Below are 21053 nucleotides of genomic sequence, written 5' to 3' on the forward strand. Positions count from 1 at the left end.
GCGGGAGGGAAGAGGCGCAGGGATGCGCCGGCTTCCGCCCCGGCCTTCCCGAGAGACCGTCAGCGGCGCACACCGGCCGGTGTACGCAGTGCGGGCAGGTCTTCGGACTCGTGGGCATGACCTGTTCGGTCGCCTACTGGCCGTCGCTTCCCAGACCTCGCGGTCCAGTGCTTGATGACGGCGGTCGTTCCCACTCACCGCTGCGGGGCAGTCCCGGTCTCGCACCGGGTTCCCTCTTACGACGCCGCGACGCTCGAACGTCACGGCGAACCAGCACTGCTGTCTATCCTAGGTGTCCAGAAGCGATCGGCGTTGGCGCGGCACGAGGTGCGTCAAGCCCGGGCCCGACTGGCGTGCATCGAGGCGATCGTCGCGGAGGCCGACCCGACCGACAGCTTGTGCGAACGTCTCACCCGGGTGCTGGCCGGCTCGGATGCGGCTCGGCCAACAATCGGACGTCAGGAAAGGTGACAGGGTCGCCCTTTAGCCCGCGTTCACGGCCGGCTCCCGTTACCTCCATCCTCGATGCCATGCTCGGCATGAGTGCTCATACGCAATTTCTGCAGCCGCAGGTCAGAGAAGCAGGGTTCGCTTCCGGCCTTCGGGGAAAAGGCTCACGCCGAGGTGAGGCGGTTCCGCCTCACCTCGGCGCTCCTATGACAGGTCAGGATCCCGACAGGGTGAAGTACGGCGATCCAGGAATGCTGCCATACGTCCTGAACACGCTCTTCTTCAGGTCGTTGATGTTCCGGGTGCCGAGGTAGACCGTGGCGCCGTTCTTGTAGCCGTAGACGTTCACCGGCTCGCTGCTGTACTTGCCGAAGTGAACCGTGGAGCAGCCGCCCGGCGGCGCAACGTACGTGGTCAGGCCGCCGCGATACGGAAACTCGAGGTACGAGCTGTAGTTGCCCTTGCTGCACACCCCCGTCGCGCCAGTGGCCGCGAGGGCCGGGCTCGCGGACGCGAGCGTCCCCACCGTGGCAGCAACGGCGAGCAGGCCGACAATCTTTGCCCGTCGCCGATTCTGAACATTCTTGGCCATGCTGTTCCACTCCCGCCTGGTTGCCAGTTGCCTGGCGTATGTGCGTACACCTCGTTCACGTGCCCGGCTGGAGAATGGTTCACGGTTTCTCTGGCGCCACCACGACTCAGCGCCAACGCCCAGCCACGATCCCAAACGGCCGCTGCCGTACCAGGCGGGCAACGGCGGCCCTGTGGCGCGGTCGGACGATCATGATCAGTCCGGCGGTGATCACGAGTCCCACTCCCAGCGGTATCCCGGCGAGCAGCCACGGGTTTGCCTTGAACGCTCGGCTGGATGCACCGACCTGCCCGGGCGGGGGGAAGGTGACCTGGCTGGCTGCGGTCTTCCTCACCAGGCCGCTTTGCAGGTGCACCTCCGCCTTCCATGGGCCGTTCGGCAGGTCTCGAGGGAAGCGGATGGTGACGGTGCCGGAGGTGCCGGGCGCCAGGGTGGCGCCCTGTGCGACGTTGAACGGTCCGGTGTGCATGCCGGCGGGGCCGTCGGACAGGTTGGCGGAGCCGGTGATGTCCAGGGCGCGCTCGCCGGTGTTGCGCACGGTGATGCCGAGGGTGGGTATGCCGTCGTTGTCGCGGGCCGGGGTCATTTCGCCGATGGTGAAGTCGGAGGGAGGCTCCCCGCCGGGGCCGATGTCGAGGTACATCCGGATGCCCACGCGGCGGACCTGGCGGACGGTGACGTTCGGGTCTGGTTTCGGCGTGACCTGCGCCCAGATCACTCCGTACCGTTCGCCGCGTGACGCGTCCGGGGGCACGGTGATGGTCACCCGCACCCGTGCGTCCGTGTGGGGCTTCAGGTCGACGGCGGGGCGGTCGAGGGACACCCAGGAGGTGAGCTCGTTGGTTTCCCTGCCTTCGCCGAACTGGAACTCGCCCTTGCTGATGCTCGCGGCGGCGGGGTAGACCTCGATGTGTTGCGGGTTGTCGGAGTCGTTCTTGACGAGCACCTGACGGTGGATGGTGGCGCCGGGTGGCAGGTGGTCGACGATGTACCGCCGCGCGCGGGGGTCTTCCCGTCGGTTGGCCGGCGCCTCCAGCAGTTGGATGCCGATGCTTCCCGCGTCCGGGTCCGTTGCGGGCTCGCTGGCCTGGGCGGGTCCGCCCAAGCCAGCGATGCACAGCAGGGCCAGGGCAGCCAGCCGGCCCGGGTAGTCAGGCCACCGAATGGGTCACCGTCCCGGTGTAGAGCCCCCCCGCGGCAGACAGGGGCACGTCGACGATCAGGTTCGGGTTCCAGGTCGCCGAGTTGTCGCCGGTGCCACCGCTGTGGGTGAAGGCGGTCAGCGGTGAGGTGTTGCTCAGCGGTTGCGCGCTGGCGCTGGTGGGCTGGCCGGGGGTGAAGGTTCCGGTGCCGGTGGTCGCGATCGCCGGCCCGGACCAGTAGCTCACGTCTGACGCCGGGATGACCTGCCCGGTGCTCCCGGAGCCGGTGGTGAAGTCGGTGGACGTCACGCTGGCTGTCCAGCTGGCGTTGGCTGCGGCCCGCTGGTCCGTCACCGTGACCTGGCCGAGGGCGCCGGTGATCGTCCCGCCGGGCGAGCCGCTACCGAGGTTCGCCGCACCGGGCGTATCGATGGTCAAGGCCCCCGTGTTCACCGTGAAGGTGACCGTTGTGCTGTCCGACGCCGCTGCAAAGGCCGGTGCGGCGGACAGACCCACCACCGCCACTGCGGCCGTGGTGAACAGTAGAACTCTGCGCATGCTGCAACCTCATCTCCCGATATCCCCGGTCCGCCGCGTGGGAACGCGGCGGGCAGTCACAGATGCACGATAACCAGAAAAAGCCGCAGGAGCCCCATAACTACGTGAATCGGACAAACGGTGACGCCTCAACGACGAAGCCAACCAACCAGAAGCAACCATCCGGTTACCCGACACCCGGTCAGGCGACCGAGTGGGTCAGGATCGCGGTGTAGGTGCCGGCCACCGCCGACAGCGGGACGGTGATCACCAGGGTGGGACGCCAGGTGGCGGAGTTCGTCCCCGAGCCACCACGCAGACTGAACGCGGTTTGCGTCTGGCTGAGGGGCTGGGCCTGGGCGGCCGTGGCCTGCCCCGGGGTGAAGGTACCGCTGCCGGTGGTGGCGGTGGCCGGCCCGGACCAGTAGGAGGCGTTGCCCTTCGTGACGGTGAAGCCGGAAGTGCCAGTGAAGTCGGTGATCGACACGGTGGCCGTCCAGGCGGCGGGCGAAAGCGCACGTTGGTCGGTCACCGTCACCGCGCCGATGCTGCGGCTGACGGTGACGCCCGGACTGCCGCTGCCAATGCTGGCGGTGGCAGGCACGGTGATGGAGAGGGATCCGGGCGGCGGCGCCGCCGTGAGCCGGGCCGACTGGCTGCCGGTGGTCTCGGCGGTGCCGACCACCACCCTGGTAAAGGTCGCCGTAGAGACACTGACCGTCAGCCGCACGGCGGCGGCGTAGACGCCTGCGGCGGTGGCCGAGGAGGAGCCCGATATCCGGATGGTTGCCTTGTTGCTGCGATCGGCGATCAGGGACAGGCCAGCGTAGTCGCCGGTGGTCGGCGCGGTGAGGGCGACCGATGCACCCGCGTCGGCGGTGAATGCCGCGCCGCTGACCGTCGGGCCGCAGGGCGTGGGATACGTGGAACAGCCGAGATAGATCGCGACGCCGCTGCCGGTCAGCTGACTGCCCGTGCCGGTCACCGTGACGCCGCCGGTCACGACGAAGGTGCCAGCAGCGAGGGTGAGACGCGCGCCGCCGCTGACAGTGATGGTGTCGTACACCCCAGGGTTGATGGTCCGCGAGCCGGTGGTCAGGGTGACGTTGGCAAAGGGTGGGGTCGGCGTGGCGGGGCAGGCGGCGTCGCCGGGGCAGAGGGGCAGGCTGGCATAGGGATCGGTGCCGGCGGGCTGGTTGACCGGTGCCGGGCTGAACGCGCCGGTGTTCTTGGCTGCGAAGCCGGCGGGGGCGGCCGGACCGCCGATGGTGGTGGTGGCGCTGATCAGCGCGGTGCCCGATTCGCCGCTGGCCAGCGCCGCTTCGCTGCTCGTGGAGTTGACCAAGATCGCCCCGGTGACGCTGATGGTGCCTGGTTGAGCGCGCAGGGCGTCCTTTGCCGAGGGGTCGAGGACGCACAGGGTGGCGGTACACGGAGTGGCCGCCTGCGCGGCAGGCGCCGAGGTCACCAGACCGGCCGGAGGAGCAAGGAGGAGCAAGCCGAGGATCGAGGATGCTCGCAACAAGCGGCGGGGGCGACTCAGACCTATCACTCGTACATTATTAGCAACTCCAGCATCAAACGTCGCAAAAAGGTCATACGCCCCGCGCCTCGACCCGCCCGAACTTGCCCTGCCGGTGGTCCGCTCCGCACCCGGCCCAACCACCCCAATCGCCCCAATCTGCCGAAAACAGTCATCTACCCCCAAATGCGACCTATCATCGCTCGTGTTCGTCTTCGGAATCTGACGGGGGTTGTGAAAGTGAGAAAGATGATGCGCCAGTACGCGGCGGTCGCCGCGATGGCCACAGGGCTGCTGATGGCATGGAGCGTGCCGGCGGCAGCGCAGGCCACGATCGACATCAACCCGGGCAACGTGCCCACTACCGCTGCCGCGTTCACCCAGGACTGCGACCCGAACCTCGGCGGCGGACCCTATCCGAATGAGGACGTGTGGGTGTTCAACCTGCCCGGCAACCCGGACACCTCCGGGGTGTTCGAGTCGGTCACCGCGACCTTCTCCACCCCGCAGGGCACCGTGACCGTCACCATCCCCACCGACGGCGGCGAGATCGTCAACGACCTCGGCACCAGCAAGGCGTGGATTCGGCTACCCGCCGGGTGGACGCTGACCGGCGCCACGGCGACGATCAGCGGGCAGGCGGACTTCTTCGTCCTGACCCACACCTGCGCCGCGAGCGGCACCCCCACCCCCACACCCACCCCGACGGGGTCACCGACCGGCCAGCCCACCCCGACGCCGACGGCGACGGGGTCACCGACCGGCCAGCCGACACCGACACCGACGGCGACGGGCTCGCCTACCGCCAAGCCCACACCGACTAAGTCCAAGCTGCCCGTCACCGGCGCCAACCGCGGATCCGGACCGATCGGCCTGGCCGCCGCCGGCGTGCTCACCGTCGCGGCCGGCACGGTCCTCGTGTTGGCGCGCCGCCGCCGCGGCACGCGTGCCTGACACCTCATGTTGGCCCTGCCGGCCAACGCGGTAAGCAGGTGACCGAAACGGTCACCCGCGGCTGGCACGGGGCCGCCGACCTCCTACGGCGCGCCCCGTGCCAACCGCATCCACCTGCTGCGGCACCTCCGCCCGTGGCGACATGCGGTTTTGCACTACAACAGGCTTCGCCCGCGAGACCTGGCACCCGTCCTAACAGGAATCTCGTAGCTGGCCCGGATCCTTCTCGTACGTCCTGATGGTCTGGTCTGGAGGTTCGATGAGGGGACTCACATCGGCGCGGCCGGACTGGCCGCCGCTGTGGTGCTGGGGCTCGGACAACCCGCCTGGGCCGCGCCGGACGCCGGCGGCACGCCGGGCGGTGGCGGAACCGGCCGGGATGGCGGGGTGCCGGTGGGGTCCTCCGGCAGGCGGGGCCGCCACGGCCGCAGGTGGTCGACGCCCAGGTCCCACAGCGTGCGGACCAGTTCGAGAGCCGCCACGCCCCGCGCGTCGTAGCACCGGTACCCGGCACCGGAGTACCCGGCCGGCGCGACGATGCCCTCGTCGGCATAGAACCGGATGGCGCTGACACTCAGACCCGTACGCCGGGCCACATCCCCGATCGACAACCACTCGTCCATGGCCACCACCCCGACGTCTCAAGCCGCTGGAGAGTCAACAGCGGAACCCCGGCTAGCCGGTGGCGTTGACGACGGCGGCGATCCGCTCGGGCAGCGGATACACCTGCTCGACCGGCAACCGGGCGGCGGCGGCCCGGTCGTCACCGCTGCGCACCAGGTCCCGGATCTGCCGCACGTCGGAGGTGACGTCGCGGATGGCCACCACCCACTCGTCGACGTACCCGGCGACGGCCGGGCCGGAGAGACCCACCTGCAACGACCGGTGCGGCAGTGCCGCCAGGCGCAGGGATCGTTCCGGATCCCACTGCACCCGCACCGGACTGGCCTTGAGCTGCCGCGACCAGGCCGCCCGGTCGGGGTACAGATCCGGGTCGTGGTGACTCAGGCAGGCCCGCTCCAGCGCCCACTCGAATCCCTCGCGGCGCAGGTCCACGGCGAGCACCCGTTCCTGGCCCTCCTTGGTGGCCCAGCCGCAGCGGTACATCATCCACAGGAACGACGGCTTGATCCACGTCATCCGTTCCCGTTTGAACGGGGCCACGAAACGGCCCGCCGCCACCGCCGGCTCCGCGATCTGCGGAGGGTACGCCTGGTAGACGGTGATGGTGTCGGCTGAGTATCGAGCGCGGATCTGACGCAGGGGTACGGACATCCGCCGATCGTCGCCGACCCAGCCGGGCGCGAGCCACCGAATTCGGCGGCGCGGACCGTCACATCGAGAAGCGGTTCACCCGCTCGGGACGCAGCACGATGCGCACCACTCCCCCGCTGCGCCACTCGTCGACCAGGCTCTGGCGCTTCGGGTCGCTCATGTCGTAGTACCGCCCGGCGAGCCGGGTCGCCAACTCCACGCCGCCGTCGTCGTGCAGCGTGACCGGGCCCTCCACCGACACCCAGTGCTCGGGCTCACCGGTCGGCGCGGCCACGACCACGGAGGCCCGGGGCCGCTCACGGAGACGCTTCAGCTTCGGCGCGTCGGGCAGCGAGAACATCTGGAGGTCACCGTCATCGGTGATCTCGAACCACACCGGGCGCGGCGCCGGCCAGCGGTCCCCACGGGGCGCCACGGTGAGGAAGGCGTACAGCGGCCGGGCGAGCAGGGCAAGATCCTCGTCGCGGAACATGCCTCCAGCCTAAGGCGCATTCGGTGGGCGCGGTCGAGCCGAGGCGGAGTCCGGACTCGGGCCGGCGGCGCCCCGTGCGGCGGGAATGCCGTGCGGGGCGACGAACACCTTGTCGGCTGTGCCCGCACGCTGCGCCTCCAGGGCCTCGGGCAGCTGGTCCAGGCCGTAGAACGCCGGACGCAGGCGGTCCAGGCCGAGGGACGGCAGCAGCTGCACGGCGCGGTGATGGGTGTACGGGTTGATCACCGCGCCGACGAGCGTCAGCTCCCGGGCGAAGATGTCGTTGGGGCGTACCCGCGCCTCGTCGTCGGGCCGGGCCACCCCGAAGACGAGGATCCGGCCGCCCCGCGACGACACGGTGATGGCCGATTCGAGGATCCGGCCGGAGCCGACGGCGTCGATCACGTGCGGGAAGCCGAGCCCGTCGGTCAGCGCGACGGCCTCGTCCAGCGACGCCGGGTCGAGCGCGGCGTCGGCGCCCATGCGCAGGGCTGCCGCCCGCCGGTCGGCGCGCGGGTCCAGCACCACGACCGGCGCGAGCCCGCGGGCCCTGGCGAGAGCCACCATCATGGCACCGGCCGGCCCGGCGCCGAAGATGAGGACCGGCAGCCCGGACCGCGGGTCGAGCTGGTCCATGCCGTGCAGGCAGCAGGCGAGCGGCTCGGTCATCGCCCCGATCCACGGCGGCGTCGCGGCCGGCAGCCGGTACGCGATCCGGGCCGGCACCACCATCCGCTCGGTCATGCCGCCGTCGAGTTTCACGCCGTACCCCCGCTTGGCGTCGCAGAGGTGCTCCTGGCCGAGGCGGCAGTACGTGCACCGGGTGCAGTAGTCGTGGGGTTCGACGGTGACCAGGTCACCGACGGTGAGCCCGTCGACCGCCGCACCGACCTCGGTGATCCGGCCGCACACCTCGTGGCCGAGCACGACCTGCGGCGCGGCGGCGAAGCTGCCGGCCACGATGTGGCTGTCGGTGCCGCAGACGCCGACCGCGAGGGGCGCGATCGCCACCTCCAGCGGCCCCGGCGGCGTCGCTTCGGACCGGAGCAGCCGGACGTCGCCGACGCCGAAGAAGCGGGCCTCAGTCAGCAGCACGCAGCAACTCCCTCAGCCGGCGGATGTGGGCGCGGGCGGCGTCCTCGGCGGCCCTCGCGTCACCGGCGCCGATGGCCTCGAAGATGGCCTGGTGGTCGTGGACGGCCTGGACCATGCCACCGGTCAGGCTCGTGGACCGCATCGCCACGAGCACCCGGCTCTGGACGCTGTCGAGCATCCGGGCCAGCACCGGGCTCTGCGCCGCCTGCCGGATCTCCCGGTGGAACGCCGCGTCCAGCTCGATGTGACGGGCGAAGTCGCCCTGCTCCGCGACGGTCCGGTGCTCGGTGAGCAGCGCGAGCAGGGTCCGCCGCAGCGAGCCGTCGTACTTCTCCGTCGCCAGCCGGGCCACCGCGCCCTCCAGGACCTCGCGGGCCTCGTAGAGGCTCACCAGTTCGGCGCGGGAGATGCGGGCGACCTCGGCGCCGCGGTTCATCGTCTCGGCGACCAGGTTCTCCTGGACCAGGCGGATCACCGCGTCCCGGACCGGGCTGCGGCTGACGTGGAACTCCTCGGCGAGCGCCGGGACGCTCAGGCGCGAGCCCGGCCGCAACTCGCCGGAGATGATCCGGTCGCGGAGCGTCTTGTAGAGCACCTCACCGACGCGCTGGTCGGTCTGAAGAGAGCTGGTCACTGGAGGAACGTCCCTGCGAAGTGGCGGTAGTTGGCAGCGACCGCCGCGACCGCCTCGGGCCGCGTCAGTTCACCGGTCAGAAGTCCGCGCAGCGAGTCCCACCAGATGCTACGGCCGATGGCGAAGCCCGTGAACCCGTTGGCCGCCGCGTCGGTGAGCCAACCGTCGAGTGTGGTCCGCGGGGCGTTCGCCCCGAGCAGGATGCACTCGCCGCCGGTCTGGGCGGCGAGGTCGGCGGCCGTCCGGTAGTGCTCCGGCGCGCCGAGGTGCTCCAGCTTCCAGACGTCGACGGGCACCTCCTCGACGATCTCCGCCATCGCCCGGTGGATGAGCCCCGGCCGCACCTCGGTCTCGAAGACCTCGCTCGGGATGCTCCGCTGCCCGGGCGTCGGCGGCACCAGCAGCTCGAAGAGGAAGCGGCCACCGGCGTCGTGTACGGCCTGCGAGACCTTGGCCAGCCGGGACCGCTGCTCCCGGTTGTCCGCGGCCGAGCCCTCGACGTTGTAGCGGACCAGCACCTTGGGGAACTCGGGACGGAAGTGGGCGAGGAACCCCGGCAGGTCGGCCGGTTCGGTCTCGTACACGTCGCAGCCGCCGCGCTCCACCGGCATGCTCACCGTCACCCGGTGGGCCCGGGCACGCTCGGGCACGCCCGCGCCGAGCTGGTCGTCGACCAGGATGCCGGCGTGCGCGGCCAGGCGCGGCTCGGCGTCGAGGGCGGCGAGCAGTCCTTCGAGGACCATGTGCTTGCCGTCGGTGACCGCCGCGCGTTCGGCGGGCAGCGCGGTGGCGGTGTGCCCGTAGAGGGCCTGGGTCAGCCAGGGACGCTGGTCGACGGCGAGGATCAACAGGCTCATCGGGCTACCTCCGACACGGAATGGGCGTTCGCCGACACGATGCAGGGCTTGACGTAGTCGCCGGCCACGAAGCGGGCGAACGCCTCGGGCAGCTCGCGCAGGGTGAGGGGTTTGACGATCAGGTCGCGCAACTGCGCGCCCATGACGCGCAGCAGATCCCAGTTCGCCTCGACCTCGTTCACCGGGAAGTAGAAGGAGCGGACGGTGTAGCAGTCGGTCCGCCGCCAGCGCGGCGTGGCCGGCATGGTGTACGGCTCGTTCGACTCGCCGAGGGCGACGACGGTGCCGCCGGGCCGGACCACCCGCTGTGCCGTCTCCCGGGCCGCGTCCGCGCCGCTGACCTCGACGACCATGTCGTACTGGTTCTCCGCCGACAGGTCACCGGCGGGCGTCGCGCCGAGCGCCGTCGCGGTGTCGAGGCGGCCGGGGTTGGGGTCGAAGGCGTCCACGGCGATCCCCATGGCCCGGGCGACCGCCACGACACCGAGGCCGAGCGGCCCCGCGCCGACGACCAGCGCGCGGTCCACCGAGTCCTGGGTACGCAGGGCCAGCCGCAGGGCGTGCGCGGCGGTGCCGACCGTGTCGAGCCCGAGGACCGCGACCGACAGCGGGATGTCGTCCGGCACCGGCAGGACGCACCGCGCCGGGACGTCCACGTGTTCGGCGAACCCGCCGTCGCGCTGCCAGCCGACGAGCTGTGACAGGTGCAGGCACTGGTTGGTGCGGCCGGCCGTGCAGCGTACGCACGTGCCGCAGAAGACCGGGATGTAGACGATGGCCCGCGTGCCCTCGGGCAGCGCGCCCCCGACGACGGTGCCCCCGATCTCGTGGCCCGGCACGACCGTCGACCCGCTGCGCAGCAGCCGCTTGTCCGACCCGCAGAGCGCGCAGACGTCGACCCGCAGGCGCACGTCGCCCTCGGCGACGTCCCCGAGCGCGACCTGCTCGAAGGCGATCTCCCCGTTGCCCTGGAAGCGGGCCCGCATGGACGTCACTTGACGGCTCCCCCGGTGATGCCGCGCACCAGCCAGCGCTGCGCGAAGACCGTCAGCAGCAGGGCGGGCGCGGAGATGAGCGTGCTCGCGGCCATCAGGCCGCCGAAGTCGTTCGAGCCCTGGCCGATGAAGTTGAACGCGATGACGGTCAGCGGGAGCGTCCGCTCGTTCGCCAGGGCCAGCGCGAACAGGAAGTAGTTCCAGCTGAAGATGAAGCTGAGCGTCAGCGCGACCGACAGCCCGGGCAGGGCCAGCGGCAGGGCGATCCGGCAGAACCGCTGCCAGGCGTTCGCGCCGTCGATGAGCGTCGACTCCTCGATGCTGATCGGGATCTCCTCGAAGAACGGCACCAGCAGCCAGATGCACAGCGGCAGCGTGATGATGAGGTGCGCGACGATCAGCAGGGTGTAGTTGAGCGCCACGCTGTCCGGGCCGCCGACGCGGATCGAGAGCACGAACAGCGGCAGCACGAACAGCACGCCGGGGGCCATGCGGGCCAGCAGCGTCAGGAAGCCGAGCGCGGCGAGCTTGCGGCGCACGATCACGTACGCGGCGGGCGCGCCGAGCGCCAGCCCGAGGATGGTCGACCCGCCGGCCACAATGAAGCTGTTGGCGATGTAGCGGCCGAACTCGAAGCGCGAGAAGAGGTTGGTGAAGTTGTCCAGGGTCAGTGGCGAGCCGACGTCGAACAGCGAGCCGGTGATGTCGACGTTGTTGCGCAGCGACGACCAGAGCATGAAGAGCACCGGGCCGAAGAAGACGACGGCGAAGGCGAGATACGCGGCGTAGACGCCGCCGAGCCGCTTGCTCATCGCGCGGCCCGCTGCCGGAACCAGGTGAACGCTCCCGCGATCCCGATCACCAGCACGAGCAGGGCGATCTGGAGGGCGGCGGCGTAGCTCGGCTCGTGGTCGACGAAGCCGGCGTTGTAGCCGTACACGTTGAGGGTGTTCGTGGAGTTCACCGGACCCCCCTGGGTCATGATGTAGATCGTGTCGAAGAAGCGCACGAGGTCGACGGTGCGCAGCAGCATCGCGACGGTGAGCACCGGGCGCAGGAGCGGCAGGCCGATGTTCCAGGCCGTACGCCAGCCGCTCGCGCCGTCGATGGCGGCGGCCTCGAACGGCTCCTCGGGCAGCGACCGGATCCCGGCCGAGATGATCAGAGCCATGAACGGGGTCCACTGCCAGATGTCGACCAGGGCGATGGACCAGGGCGCGATGTCCGGGTCGCCGAGCCACACCACCGGGTCGATGCCGACCTTGGCGAGGATCTGGTTGGCGGCGCCGAGCGACGGGTCCATGATCAGCAGCCACACCAGGCCGACCGCCACCGACGCCGTGATCGCCGGGACCAGCATCATGCCCTGGAAGATCCGCCGGCCGGGCACGTCGAGGCTCATCACGTACCCGAGGGCGAGACCGAGGACGGTCTCCACCAGCAGGCAGACCACGAAGAGGAACAGGGTGATCTTCAGCGAGTTCCAGAACTCCGGGTTGCCGAACATCTCGGCGTAGTTGGCGAACCCGAGGAACCCCGCGTTCGTCCCGTCGGACCGCCGGTCGCTGACCGACAGCCAGATCGTGTACGCCACCGGCACCAGCACGAGCACGGCCGTGACCAGCACGGCCGGCAGCGCGAACGGCCACACGCCGCGGGCGGTCGGGTCGACCCGGCGGCGGGAGCGCCGGGGCGGCGCCCCCGCCGCCGGCCCCGCGCTGGCGGATCCGGAGGCGGCGGGCCGCTTCGTCATCAGGTCACTCATGGCTCATCCGGCGTTCTTGGCCAGGAGCGGCGTCAGGCCGTCCTGGATCTCCTTGGCCGCGGCCTCGGCGTTCGCCTGGCCGAGGATCACCTTGCCGACCGCGTCGCCGACGACCTTGCGCATCTCGGGGGCGGCGACACCGACCGGGCCCACCTCGGTGGAGCCGTTGGTCTGCACGTTGGCGAGCGCCTGGCTCCACTGCTTCAGCGTGTCGGTGTTCAACGTGTCGGTGTACGCCTTGTCCTGCGCCACCGAGGCGCGCGGCGGCGCGATGCCACCCTCGGTCAGCTTGAGCTGGGTCTCCTTGCTGGTCGCCCACTCGATGAACTTCCAGGCCGCGTCCTTGTGCTTGGAGTAGGAGGACATGGCGATGCCCCAGCTCAGGACCGTCGACTTCGAGCCCGCCGAGCCGGCCGGGAAGTCCAGCACCCCGATCTTGCCGACCACCTTCGAGGTCTTCGGGTCGTTGATGCTGCTGATCTCGTTGCTGGACTCCAACTCCATGGCCACGTTGCCGGCCGCGAAGAGCGCGGAGGACTGGGTGAAGGTGTTGTTCACGACGCCGGGCGGGCCGTAGTCCCGGGCGAGGGTCGCGTACCGGTTGATCGCGTCGGCGGCGCCCGGCGTGTCGAAGTTCGGGGTGCCGTCCGGCTTGGTCCACTCCACGCCCTGGGAGTGCAGGAACGGGCCGAAGGTGAACGGCAGGGCGGCGGACTGCCCGCGCAGCGCGATCGGCGTGACCTTGCCGTCGGACTTCTGCTTGATCGCGGCGGCGACCGTCGGCAGCTCGTCGAGGGTCTTCGGCGGCGTGATGCCGTACTTCTCGAACAGGTCCGTCCGGTAGTACAGGACGACACCCTCGACGTTCACGGGGGCGGCGATCATCTTGTCCTGAACGGTCATGCCAGCCTTGACCGCGGCCGGGAAGTCGGCGGCGTCGTACGCGGCGGACTTGCCCATGTAGTCGTCGAGCGGCGCGTAGTAGCCGGCCTTGCTGAACTGGAGGCCCTCGCGCGACGGCAGCGTCATGAAGACGTCCATCGACGAGCTGCGCGACTGCAGGGTCAGCGAGATCTTGTCGCGGGCCTGCTGCTCGGCGAAGGTCTGCACCTTCACCTTGATGCCCGCGGTCTTCTCGAACTCGGGCAGCAGCGGTTCGATGGCCTTCTGCCACGGGTGGTTGGACATGACCAGGGAGATCTCGTCGGCGCTGCCGCCCGAGTCGCCACCGCCGCAGCCGGCGGCGAGCCCGCCGACGAGGGCGAGAACCAACCCCGCGCTCAGGAACCTGTGTCGCATCTTCTATGCCTTTCAGTCGTGGCCGAGGAGTGGGGAGAGCCAGTCGTGGAAGTCGCCGAGGTCGGCGGGTTCGGTGGTGCGCCACTGCGGGGGCACGGGACGGGTCCGGCCCGCCACCTCCGCGAGCGGCACCGGGTCGTACGTGGTCCCGCCGGCGTCGCGGTGCAGGCCGACCATCAGGCCGGTGGCGCGGTCGGCCAGCAGCTTCGCGGCCTGCCGCCCGGCCTCCGCGGCCTCGGCGCGGTCCACCTCGCTGGCCAGCGCGCCACTGCTGCGCTGCGCCATGCCGAGCACCTCGCCCCGGGCGGCGACGCCCAGTTCGGTGCGCACCAGCCCGGCGAGCGCCCGGGAGACGCCGCCGAGGATGATCCGCGTGTGGTTGACCGCCTCGAACGGGTCGTCGGTCATTTCGCTGGCCGCGCCCTCGCTGACGACCACGAACGCCCGCCCGTGCGCGTGCAGCGCGTCCTGCACGGCGGTGAGGAACGCCGCCCGGTCGAAGGGCAGCTCCGGGATGAGGACCAGGTGCGGCGCGTGGGCCGGATCGTCGCGGTGCCGCGTCGCGGCGAGGGCCAACCAGCCCACCGAGCGGCCGAGGGTCTCCACGATCCGGACCGGCTCGATGCCGGCCATCGCCGCGTGGTCCCGGGCCAGGTCCGGGACGATGGTCGCCAGGTAGCGCGCGGCGGAGCCGTAGCCGGGGCAGTGGTCGATGCCGACCAGGTCGTTGTCCACGGTCTTCGGGATGCCGATCACGCTCAGCTCGCGCCCGGTCGCGGCGGCGCGGTCGCCGAGGGCGCGCAGCAGCGCCATCGTGCCGTTGCCGCCGATCAGGGCCACCCCCTCGACGCCGTGGGTGGCCAGCACGTCGAGGGCGGTGTCGAGGTCCGCCTCCGTGACGGCGCGCCGGCCGGCGCCGAGCCAGGACCCGCCGTGCCGGGTCGCCGCGGCCGGCACGTCGGCGGCGGTGACCGGGGTGAGCCGGCCCTCGACGAGTCCGTCCGGGCCGCCGCGCAGCGCCAGCACGTCGTGCTCCGCCGTCGACTCCAGGAAGCCGCGGAGGCTGGCGTTGACGACGCTGGTCGGCGCGCCAGTCTGTCCGATGAGCAGGCGCATGCTCACCCCTGCGCCTTCGCGCCGACGGACAGGAAGGTCTGGAAGGCCGCCAGGCCGGCCCGGCCGCCCTCGTAGCCGAGACCGGAGTCCGCCAGGCCGCCGAACGGGATCCACGGCGTGTTCGGGGTGCCGGTGTTGATGCCGACGATCCCGGCGCGGAGCCGGCCGGCGACGGCGTCGGCGCGGTCGAGGTCCGTGCCGCACACGTAGCCGGCGAGGCCGTATCCGGTGGCGTGGTGCAGGGCCAGCGCGTCGTCGAGGTCGTCGTAGACGTGGATGGGCGCGATCGGCCCGAAGATCTCCTCGGTCATCACCCGGCTGTCGGCGGGCACGTCCAGCAGCACGGTCGCCGGGGCGAAGTGCCCCTTCCCGGGTACGGGGCCGCTGGTGGCCTTCGTCGCGCCCCTGCTCACCGCGTCGTCGACGAGCGCGGCCAGCCGGGCCGGGTCGCCGGCCGGGGCCAGGGGACCGAGGTCGGTGGCCGGGTCGGTGGGGAGGCCGACGACCATCTTCTCGGTCGCCGCGACGAACGCCTCGGTGAACTCGGCGGCCACCTGCCGGGCCACGAGGATCTGGTTGGCGGCGATGCAGGACTGGCCGTTGTTGCGGTACTTCGCCACCAGCAGCGTCTGCGCGGCCGCCTGCGGGTCGGCGTCGGGCAGCACGAGGAAGGGCGCGCAGCCACCGAGTTCCAGCACCGTGCGCAGGAAGCGCGACGCCGCGGCGGCGGCCACCAGCCGGCCCACCCGGGTCGACCCGGTGAAGGACACGACCCCGACGCTGCGGTCGGCGAGCCAGGGGTCGACGACGTCGGTGGGCGTGCCGAGCACCGTCGACAGCACCCCGGCGGGCACGTGGCGTTCGACGACCGCGGACAGCACCATCGACGACAGCGGCGCCAGCTCGGAGGGCTTGAACAGCACGGGGCATCCCGCCGCCAGCGCCGGCGCGATCTTCCGCGCCGGGATGGAGACCGGGAAGTTCCAGGGGGTCAGGACGGCGGCGACACCGGCGGGCCGCGCGGTCACGCGGTGGGCGATCCCGGGTACGACGGAGAACTGCTCGGCCTCCTGCTGGTCCAGCAGGTCGGCCATGGTCCGGAAGTAGGCGACGGTCAGCGCCAGCTCGGCCGCCGACTCGGGCAGCCGCTTGCCGGTCTCCCGGGTAATCAGCGCGGGCCACTCGGGCTCCCCGGCGAGCGCCTCGACGTCCGCGGCGATGGCCCGCAGCGTGGCCGAGCGCGCGGCGCGCGGCGTGCCCGCCCAGACCGGCAGGGCCTGCCGAGCCAGGTCGAGGGCCGTGGCCGCGTCGGCGCCGTTGCCCGTGCCGACCTCGGTGAACGGCTCGCCGGTGGCCGGGTCGAGCACGGCGAGCCGCGGCCCGCCCGCCACCCGGCCGGCCATGCGTACGGCGGTGGCGGCCGAGAGGATGTCGTTGACGATGGGGTCGGTCACGGTAGCTGCTCCTCGTACGCGTCGAGCTGGTCCTGGTCGAGTTCGATGCCGAATCCGGGCCCGTCCGGCACGCGGACCGTGCCGTGGGCGGTGAGCAGGCCGTCGGCGGCCTGCCGCAGCGGGTTGGAGCGGATGTCCCACTCGATGAGCCGGGTCGCGGGCGAGATGGCGCCCGCCTGGACGGTCACGGCGGTGGCGACCGCGCCGTTGTAGAGGTGCGGGTTGACGGTCCGCCCGGCGGCGGTCGCGGCGGCCAGCACCTTCAGGTACTCGGTGACGCCGCCGACCTTGCCGAGGTCGGGTTGCAGGATCTCGACCGCGTCGAGGTAGGGCTCGAACGCCGCGGCGCCGTAGAGGTTCTCCCCGGTCGCGAGCGGCATGCCGGTGCGGCGGCCCAGCTCGGCCAGCTCGGCGGGTTGGTCGCCGGCCAGCGGCTCCTCGACCCACGCGACGCCGAGGTCGGCCAGCGCGGGGACCATCTCCAGCGCCTCGGTGAGCCGCCATGCCTGGTTGGCGTCGGCGTAGACCTGCACCTGGTCGCCGAGGATCCGCCGGGCGGTCCCGACGTTCGTGAGATCGGTGTCCGCGCCGAACCCGACCTTCACCTTGACCGCGGTGAGCCCCAGTGCGGCGCAGCGGCGGGCGACGTCGGCGACTCCGGTGGGTCCGAGGCTGGAGCCGTACACCGGCAGCTCCGTGCGGGGGGCCGGGCTGAGCAGCCGGGCGAGGCTGGTGCCGGCGTGGCGGGCGGCGAGGTCCCACAGCGCCATGTCGACACCGCTGATCGCCTGGTGGACCGGGCCGGGGGCGCCCCACTGGCGGCCCAGTGGCGTCAGCTCGGCGAGCAGCTCCCGTTGGGCGGTGGCCGGGTCGGGGAAGCGGCGGCCGGTCAGGAGCGGCGCGACGCCGTCGTGGATGGTGGCGATCCGCTCGCGCCACGCCCAGGCCGGGTAGTTCGCCCAGCTCTCGCCGACGCCGACCGAGCCGTCGGCCAGCTCGACCTCGATCAGGATCATGACGCGGTGGGTCAGCGGCGCGAAGGACATGGCGATCTGCTCGGTGGGGCGGGCCCGGAAGACCCGGCACCGCACGTCCGTCACCGCGGCGTCCGGCAGCGTGACCGTGCGGGTCTCCGGAGCGGGGGGTGCGGCCTTGAGGTCCATGCGCCTTCTCTCATGTCGACGAGATCTGCATGCAGTGTTTAACGCATTTCACGGAAACGTCAAGACCACGAAACAAGAAAGACGGCGAGTTGAGGCCGCGCGAAAGGGACTTATGCCTCAGTCGGTCGGCTTCGGGGGCGGGAGCCGCCGGGGTGCCGGGCGGGGGTCCGGTCGGCCTACGCGGTCAGGACGCGGGTGCCGGTGCGCCGCGCGGCTGCCGCCACCGCGTCGGGCAGCCGACCGTCGACGACCAGCGTGTCGATGCGGTCGAACCCGCACACCTGGACCGGGGCGGTCGCGGTCAGCTTGCTCGCGTCGACGAGCAGCACGACCTCGTCGGCGATGTCCATGAGGGCGTGCTTGGCGCTCAGCTCGACCTCCGAGCGCACATACGCGCCCCGTTCGTCGACCGCGCTCGCACCCAGGAACAGCAGGCGCACGCGCATGCGCCGGACCAGGTCCAGCGCGGCGAAACCGACCATGGCCTGGTTGTCGTGCAGCAGCTCGCCGCCGATGCCGATGACCCGTGACCTGGGCCGGGACAGCATGTGGGCCAGCACGGGAACGGAATGGGTGATCACGCAGCCGTCGAAGTCCTCGGGGAGCGCGTGAGCCACCTCGGCCGTGGTCGTGCCGCTGTCGACGCCGATCGTGTCGCCGGGCTGGACCAGGCGGGCGGCGGCGGCGCCGATCGCCCGCTTGGCGTCGGCGTGGCTGAGCGCGCGGGACGCGTAGCCGGGGGCGCCGGCGCCGCCCGGCGGGAGGCTCACGCCGCCGTGCACCAGCAGCACCTCGCCGCCCTCGGCGAGCCGCCGCAGGTCACGCCGGATCGTCATCTGCGAGACGCCGAGTTGGGCGCTGATGTCGGCGACCGAGAGGAAGCCGGCCCGGCGGAGCGCGGCCATGATGTGCGTCCGCCGCTGCGGGGCGCCGTCGTAGCGCATGGCTTCCACTGACACGTCGGTAGTCTAGCCCTTGTTCTTCGACTAACAGGGGATGGTAGTTTTCTAACAACTTCTGATCTCGGTGTCTCGCCGTCGCCGACTGCGGCGGCGGACCGGCCGATCCCGCGCTGGAGGAACAGTGACAGTCGACCCCTCGATCCTCGCCCGCCCCTCGGGCGGCTACGCCATGCTCGCCGTCGACCAGCGCGAGGCCCTGCGGGCCATGTTCGCCGCGCGCCAGACGGAGCCGGTGACCGACGCACAGCTCACCGCCTTCAAGGTGGACGCGGCCCGGGCACTCAGTCCGTACGCGTCCGCGATCCTCGTCGACAAGCAGTTCGGCTGGGACGCCGTGATCGCGGAGAACGCCGTCGACCCGTCGTGCGCCCTCATCGCGGCGGCCGACGCGTTCACCCCGAGCGCCACCGAGTTCGTGGCGGACGTGACGATAGACCCGGAGGTCGACCCCGCGACCGTGCGCGAGGAGGGCGCGAAGGCCCTCAAGCTCCTGGTGCTATACCGGCCCGACGAGGCGCCGGAGCCGCGCGTCGCCCTGGTCACCGACTTCGTCGCCCGCTGCCGCGAGGCCGGGCTGGTGAGCATCGTCGAGCCCGTGTCCCGGGGCCCGCGCGACGGTGGCGCGTACGACCACGAGGCGGGCATCCACGCGGCAGCCCGCGAGCTGGGTGCCCTCGGCGCCGACCTCTACAAGTCGGAGGTGCCGACCCACGGCAAGGGCACCCCGGACGAGATCACCGCCGGGTGCGCCGCGCTGTCGTCGGTGATCAGCAGCCCGTGGGTGGTGCTGTCCTCCGGCGTACCCGCGGAGGTGTTCCCCGACGCCGTGCGGCTCGCCTGCCGGGCCGGCGCCTCGGGCTTCCTCGCCGGCCGGGCCGTCTGGGCCTCGGTGGTGGGCAGCCCGACCATGGCCGACGACCTGCGCACGATCTCGGTCGACCGGCTGCGACGCCTCGTCGACGTGGTTGACGCAGCCGTGTCGCGCTGAGATGGCCCCCGTGGGCGACCTGCTCGCGGTCGGCGCGGTCGCGCTCGGGGCCACCATGCAGCGCGCGACCGGCCTGGGTTTCGCCCTGGTCGCCGCCCCGTTCCTCGTGGTGATCCTCGGCCCCTTCTCGGGGGTCACGCTGGCCAACCTGCTCTCCGCCGTGATCAACCTGATCGTGCTGTGCGTGACCGCCCGGGCGCTGCACCGCCGCGTGGCCGTCCAGATGATCGTCGGTGTGGTCCTGGCCCTGCCGTTGGGCGTCTGGGTGGTCCGGGAACTGCCCGGCCCGGTCCTGCTCGTCGGCATCGGCCTGACCACGGCGGGCTCGGTGGCGTGGGTGGCGGTGGGCCGGAGCATGCCGTTCCTGCGGCACCGCGGCGGGGCGCTGGCCTCCGGGTTCGCGTCCGGCTTCTTCAACACCACGGCGGGCACGGGCGGGCCGCCACTCGCCGTCTACGCCGCCAGCACCGGTTGGGAGCAGCGGAGCTTCGTCCCGACCGTGCAGCTCGTCGGCCTCGTGACGAACCTGCTGTCGCTGGCCGCGAAGGGATTCCCGGTCCTGTCCTGGCACCTGCTGCTGGCCTGCGGCGCGGCGATGCTGGCCGGGATCGGCGGCGGGCACTACCTGGAGCGGTGGCTGCCCGAGACCGCCGCCCGGCGCTGGGTGCTGGCGCTCGCCCTCGCGGGAAGCGGCATCGCTGTCGGCAAGGGGGTGGCGGCATGGTGAGACGTGCCGTGCCGAGCCGGTGGCCACGCCGCGTCTTCGGCCGGGGCAGTGACCCGGACCCGCGCTTCAGCCTGGCCAACGAGCGCACGTTCCTGGCGTGGATCCGCACGTCCCTGGCGCTCGTGGCGGCCGGCGTGGCCCTGGAGGCCGTGGACCTGCCGATGGTGCCCGGGATGCGCCGGGCGGCGGCGATCGTGCTGATCGTGCTCGGGGCCGCCGCGCCGGCCCAGGCCTGGCTCGGCTGGACGGGCACCGAGATCGCCCTGCGCCTGGGCCGGGGCCTCCCGCCGCCGCTGCTGGCCGTGCCGCTCGGCGTGGGCCTGGTGCTTGTCGCGGTCCTGCTCCTGTTGGGGCTGGTCCTGTGAACGCCCCCGGCTCCGTACGCCTGGACGACGGCGGCCTCCAGGTGGAGCGGACGGTGCTGGCGTGGCGGCGGACCGCCGCGGCCTTCGTCGTGGCGGCGGTCGCGGCCGGCCGCTTCCTCCTGCCGCACCTCGGCGGATGGGTCTTCCTGGCCGCCGTCGCCGCCGCGACGACGGTCGTGGTCGTCGTCGCGGCGGCACTGCGCCGACGCCTCCCGTCCTCCGACACACCGGCCCCGCCGGGCTCGGCCCCTCCGTCCGGCCCCTGGCTGGCGGCGGTCACGCTGGCCACCACCGCAGGTGGTCTCGGGGTGGCGGTCGCCGCACTGTGCGGGTCGGCCTGACCCCCGGGCCGGCGAGGGCCACCAGCTCGGCGACGATCTCGCTCAGGGTGGTCAGCTTCCGCACGTCCTCGTGCTCATCCCCGCTCACCGGCCGCCGCCCACGCCGGCCGCCTGCGCCAGCACGAGCAGGTGCCGATCCGGCCGGCGTGTCCCGGTCAGCGCCAGCCCCAGGGCGGCCCGGCCGGCGGGCCGCATCCGCACCTCGGCCGACGCCAAGCGGTCCGCCTGGAGCAGCACCAACCCCGCGCCGGCAGGGTCGCCGGCATGCACGTACGCGCCGGCGACGTCGACCAGGTGCGCGGCCCGGTGCTCGATCGGCAGCCGCCCCCACGCCAGCCCGCCCACGAA

23 protein-coding genes, 1 pseudogene and 1 riboswitch are annotated in these 21053 nt (G+C 72.0%); of the genes and pseudogenes, 5 read left to right on the forward strand and 19 right to left on the reverse strand.

Annotated features, from left to right (window positions below; translation table 11 throughout):
- Positions 1-75: 75 nt before the first annotated feature.
- A riboswitch (cobalamin riboswitch) is annotated at positions 76-290 on the reverse strand.
- A gap of 374 nt (positions 291-664) precedes the next feature.
- The 4 genes from ACFYWL_RS25455 to ACFYWL_RS25470 form a co-directional block, all read right to left on the reverse strand.
- A complete protein-coding gene (locus tag ACFYWL_RS25455) occupies positions 665-1042 on the reverse strand; it encodes a hypothetical protein (RefSeq protein ID WP_386977326.1) in 378 nt (125 codons plus the stop codon).
- A 106-nt stretch (positions 1043-1148) separates the two neighbouring features.
- On the reverse strand, positions 1149-2147 hold the full coding sequence (locus ACFYWL_RS25460; protein WP_386977329.1) for a hypothetical protein: 999 nt from the start codon (positions 2145-2147) through the stop codon (positions 1149-1151).
- A 46-nt stretch (positions 2148-2193) separates the two neighbouring features.
- Positions 2194-2709 (reverse strand): hypothetical protein, encoded by a 516-nt coding sequence (locus ACFYWL_RS25465; protein WP_386977332.1) that lies wholly within the window; start codon positions 2707-2709, stop codon positions 2194-2196.
- 214 nt (positions 2710-2923) lie between these two features.
- Positions 2924-4219, reverse strand: a complete 1296-nt coding sequence (locus tag ACFYWL_RS25470) for a hypothetical protein (protein WP_386977335.1) — start codon at positions 4217-4219, stop codon at positions 2924-2926.
- 264 nt (positions 4220-4483) lie between these two features.
- Between ACFYWL_RS25470 and ACFYWL_RS25475 the strand changes: the two genes are divergently transcribed.
- The gene (locus ACFYWL_RS25475) at positions 4484-5197 is read left to right on the forward strand and encodes an LPXTG cell wall anchor domain-containing protein (RefSeq protein WP_386977338.1); all 714 of its coding nucleotides are present in this window, start codon (positions 4484-4486) and stop codon (positions 5195-5197) included.
- A 269-nt stretch (positions 5198-5466) separates the two neighbouring features.
- Here ACFYWL_RS25475 and ACFYWL_RS25480 read toward each other — a convergent pair whose 3' ends face one another.
- From ACFYWL_RS25480 to ACFYWL_RS25545, 14 genes are all read right to left on the reverse strand, one after another.
- The gene (locus ACFYWL_RS25480) at positions 5467-5820 is read right to left on the reverse strand and encodes a MerR family transcriptional regulator (RefSeq protein WP_386977341.1); all 354 of its coding nucleotides are present in this window, start codon (positions 5818-5820) and stop codon (positions 5467-5469) included.
- Between the two features lie 52 nt (positions 5821-5872).
- The gene (locus ACFYWL_RS25485) at positions 5873-6472 is read right to left on the reverse strand and encodes a DUF4291 domain-containing protein (RefSeq protein ID WP_386977344.1); all 600 of its coding nucleotides are present in this window, start codon (positions 6470-6472) and stop codon (positions 5873-5875) included.
- Between the two features lie 58 nt (positions 6473-6530).
- Positions 6531-6944, reverse strand: a complete 414-nt coding sequence (locus ACFYWL_RS25490; protein WP_386977347.1) for a pyridoxamine 5'-phosphate oxidase family protein — start codon at positions 6942-6944, stop codon at positions 6531-6533.
- Between the two features lie 9 nt (positions 6945-6953).
- A complete protein-coding gene (locus tag ACFYWL_RS25495) occupies positions 6954-8039 on the reverse strand; it encodes an alcohol dehydrogenase catalytic domain-containing protein (protein WP_386977350.1) in 1086 nt (361 codons plus the stop codon).
- Positions 8026-8673 carry a GntR family transcriptional regulator gene (locus tag ACFYWL_RS25500; RefSeq protein ID WP_386977353.1) on the reverse strand — a complete coding sequence of 216 codons (648 nt, stop codon included), beginning with the start codon at positions 8671-8673 and terminating at the stop codon, positions 8026-8028. The genes ACFYWL_RS25495 and ACFYWL_RS25500 overlap by 14 nt, the downstream gene beginning before the upstream one ends.
- Positions 8670-9530: a 2-deoxy-5-keto-D-gluconate 6-phosphate aldolase domain-containing protein gene (locus tag ACFYWL_RS25505; RefSeq protein ID WP_386977356.1), complete on the reverse strand. Its 861-nt coding sequence runs from the start codon at positions 9528-9530 to the stop codon at positions 8670-8672. Before ACFYWL_RS25505 ends, ACFYWL_RS25500 begins: the two co-directional genes overlap by 4 nt.
- Positions 9527-10516 carry an alcohol dehydrogenase catalytic domain-containing protein gene (locus ACFYWL_RS25510; RefSeq protein ID WP_386977395.1) on the reverse strand — a complete coding sequence of 330 codons (990 nt, stop codon included), beginning with the start codon at positions 10514-10516 and terminating at the stop codon, positions 9527-9529. The genes ACFYWL_RS25505 and ACFYWL_RS25510 overlap by 4 nt, the downstream gene beginning before the upstream one ends.
- A gap of 5 nt (positions 10517-10521) precedes the next feature.
- A complete protein-coding gene (locus ACFYWL_RS25515) occupies positions 10522-11337 on the reverse strand; it encodes a carbohydrate ABC transporter permease (RefSeq protein ID WP_386977359.1) in 816 nt (271 codons plus the stop codon).
- On the reverse strand, positions 11334-12290 hold the full coding sequence (locus tag ACFYWL_RS25520; protein WP_386977362.1) for a carbohydrate ABC transporter permease: 957 nt from the start codon (positions 12288-12290) through the stop codon (positions 11334-11336). The genes ACFYWL_RS25515 and ACFYWL_RS25520 overlap by 4 nt, the downstream gene beginning before the upstream one ends.
- Positions 12291-12293: 3 nt before the next feature.
- Positions 12294-13589 carry an ABC transporter substrate-binding protein gene (locus ACFYWL_RS25525; RefSeq protein ID WP_386977365.1) on the reverse strand — a complete coding sequence of 432 codons (1296 nt, stop codon included), beginning with the start codon at positions 13587-13589 and terminating at the stop codon, positions 12294-12296.
- Positions 13590-13601: 12 nt separating this feature from the next.
- A complete protein-coding gene (locus tag ACFYWL_RS25530) occupies positions 13602-14705 on the reverse strand; it encodes a 6-phosphofructokinase (protein WP_386977398.1) in 1104 nt (367 codons plus the stop codon).
- Between the two features lie 2 nt (positions 14706-14707).
- Positions 14708-16159, reverse strand: a complete 1452-nt coding sequence (locus ACFYWL_RS25535; RefSeq protein ID WP_386977368.1) for an aldehyde dehydrogenase family protein — start codon at positions 16157-16159, stop codon at positions 14708-14710.
- The gene (locus tag ACFYWL_RS25540) at positions 16156-17322 is read right to left on the reverse strand and encodes a mandelate racemase/muconate lactonizing enzyme family protein (protein ID WP_386977371.1); all 1167 of its coding nucleotides are present in this window, start codon (positions 17320-17322) and stop codon (positions 16156-16158) included. Before ACFYWL_RS25540 ends, ACFYWL_RS25535 begins: the two co-directional genes overlap by 4 nt.
- 176 nt (positions 17323-17498) lie before the next feature.
- Positions 17499-18281 carry a DeoR/GlpR family DNA-binding transcription regulator gene (locus tag ACFYWL_RS25545; protein WP_386977374.1) on the reverse strand — a complete coding sequence of 261 codons (783 nt, stop codon included), beginning with the start codon at positions 18279-18281 and terminating at the stop codon, positions 17499-17501.
- Between the two features lie 124 nt (positions 18282-18405).
- On the opposite strand from ACFYWL_RS25545, the gene ACFYWL_RS25550 reads away from it, so the two are divergent.
- Genes ACFYWL_RS25550 through ACFYWL_RS25565 form a run of 4 tightly spaced genes read left to right on the forward strand, consistent with a single transcriptional unit; the run spans position 18406 to position 20705 of the window.
- Positions 18406-19272, forward strand: coding sequence for a hypothetical protein (locus ACFYWL_RS25550; RefSeq protein WP_386977377.1), 867 nt, complete (start codon positions 18406-18408; stop codon positions 19270-19272).
- A gap of 10 nt (positions 19273-19282) precedes the next feature.
- Positions 19283-19999 (forward strand): TSUP family transporter, encoded by a 717-nt coding sequence (locus ACFYWL_RS25555; RefSeq protein WP_386977380.1) that lies wholly within the window; start codon positions 19283-19285, stop codon positions 19997-19999.
- Complete coding sequence (locus ACFYWL_RS25560) at positions 19993-20364, forward strand: YidH family protein (protein ID WP_386977383.1); 372 nt, start codon at positions 19993-19995, stop codon at positions 20362-20364. Before ACFYWL_RS25555 ends, ACFYWL_RS25560 begins: the two co-directional genes overlap by 7 nt.
- Complete coding sequence (locus tag ACFYWL_RS25565) at positions 20361-20705, forward strand: DUF202 domain-containing protein (RefSeq protein WP_386977386.1); 345 nt, start codon at positions 20361-20363, stop codon at positions 20703-20705. Before ACFYWL_RS25560 ends, ACFYWL_RS25565 begins: the two co-directional genes overlap by 4 nt.
- Positions 20706-20789: 84 nt before the next feature.
- On the opposite strand, the pseudogene ACFYWL_RS25570 reads toward ACFYWL_RS25565, so the two are convergent.
- Positions 20790-21053 (reverse strand): annotated as a pseudogene (locus ACFYWL_RS25570) (hypothetical protein); the annotation flags it as partial.

It is taken from the genome of Micromonospora sp. NPDC002575, from assembly GCF_042889525.1.
In the GTDB taxonomy this organism is placed as follows: Bacteria; Actinomycetota; Actinomycetes; order Mycobacteriales; family Micromonosporaceae; genus Micromonospora; species Micromonospora carbonacea.

Excerpts from the sequence above, each read along its gene's own strand:
- ACFYWL_RS25455 (WP_386977326.1), bottom strand. The coding sequence starts at position 1,042 with ATGGCCAAGAATGTTCAGAATCGGCGACGGGCAAAGATTGTCGGCCTG.
- ACFYWL_RS25480 (WP_386977341.1), bottom strand. The coding sequence starts at position 5,820 with ATGGACGAGTGGTTGTCGATCGGGGATGTGGCCCGGCGTACGGGTCTG.
- ACFYWL_RS25485 (WP_386977344.1), bottom strand. The coding sequence starts at position 6,472 with ATGTCCGTACCCCTGCGTCAGATCCGCGCTCGATACTCAGCCGACACC.
- ACFYWL_RS25490 (WP_386977347.1), bottom strand. The coding sequence starts at position 6,944 with ATGTTCCGCGACGAGGATCTTGCCCTGCTCGCCCGGCCGCTGTACGCC.
- ACFYWL_RS25505 (WP_386977356.1), bottom strand. The coding sequence starts at position 9,530 with ATGAGCCTGTTGATCCTCGCCGTCGACCAGCGTCCCTGGCTGACCCAG.
- ACFYWL_RS25510 (WP_386977395.1), bottom strand. The coding sequence starts at position 10,516 with ATGCGGGCCCGCTTCCAGGGCAACGGGGAGATCGCCTTCGAGCAGGTC.
- ACFYWL_RS25515 (WP_386977359.1), bottom strand. The coding sequence starts at position 11,337 with ATGAGCAAGCGGCTCGGCGGCGTCTACGCCGCGTATCTCGCCTTCGCC.
- ACFYWL_RS25520 (WP_386977362.1), bottom strand. The coding sequence starts at position 12,290 with ATGAGTGACCTGATGACGAAGCGGCCCGCCGCCTCCGGATCCGCCAGC.
- ACFYWL_RS25525 (WP_386977365.1), bottom strand. The coding sequence starts at position 13,589 with ATGCGACACAGGTTCCTGAGCGCGGGGTTGGTTCTCGCCCTCGTCGGC.
- ACFYWL_RS25530 (WP_386977398.1), bottom strand. The coding sequence starts at position 14,705 with ATGCGCCTGCTCATCGGACAGACTGGCGCGCCGACCAGCGTCGTCAAC.
- ACFYWL_RS25540 (WP_386977371.1), bottom strand. The coding sequence starts at position 17,322 with ATGGACCTCAAGGCCGCACCCCCCGCTCCGGAGACCCGCACGGTCACG.
- ACFYWL_RS25560 (WP_386977383.1), top strand. The coding sequence starts at position 19,993 with ATGGTGAGACGTGCCGTGCCGAGCCGGTGGCCACGCCGCGTCTTCGGC.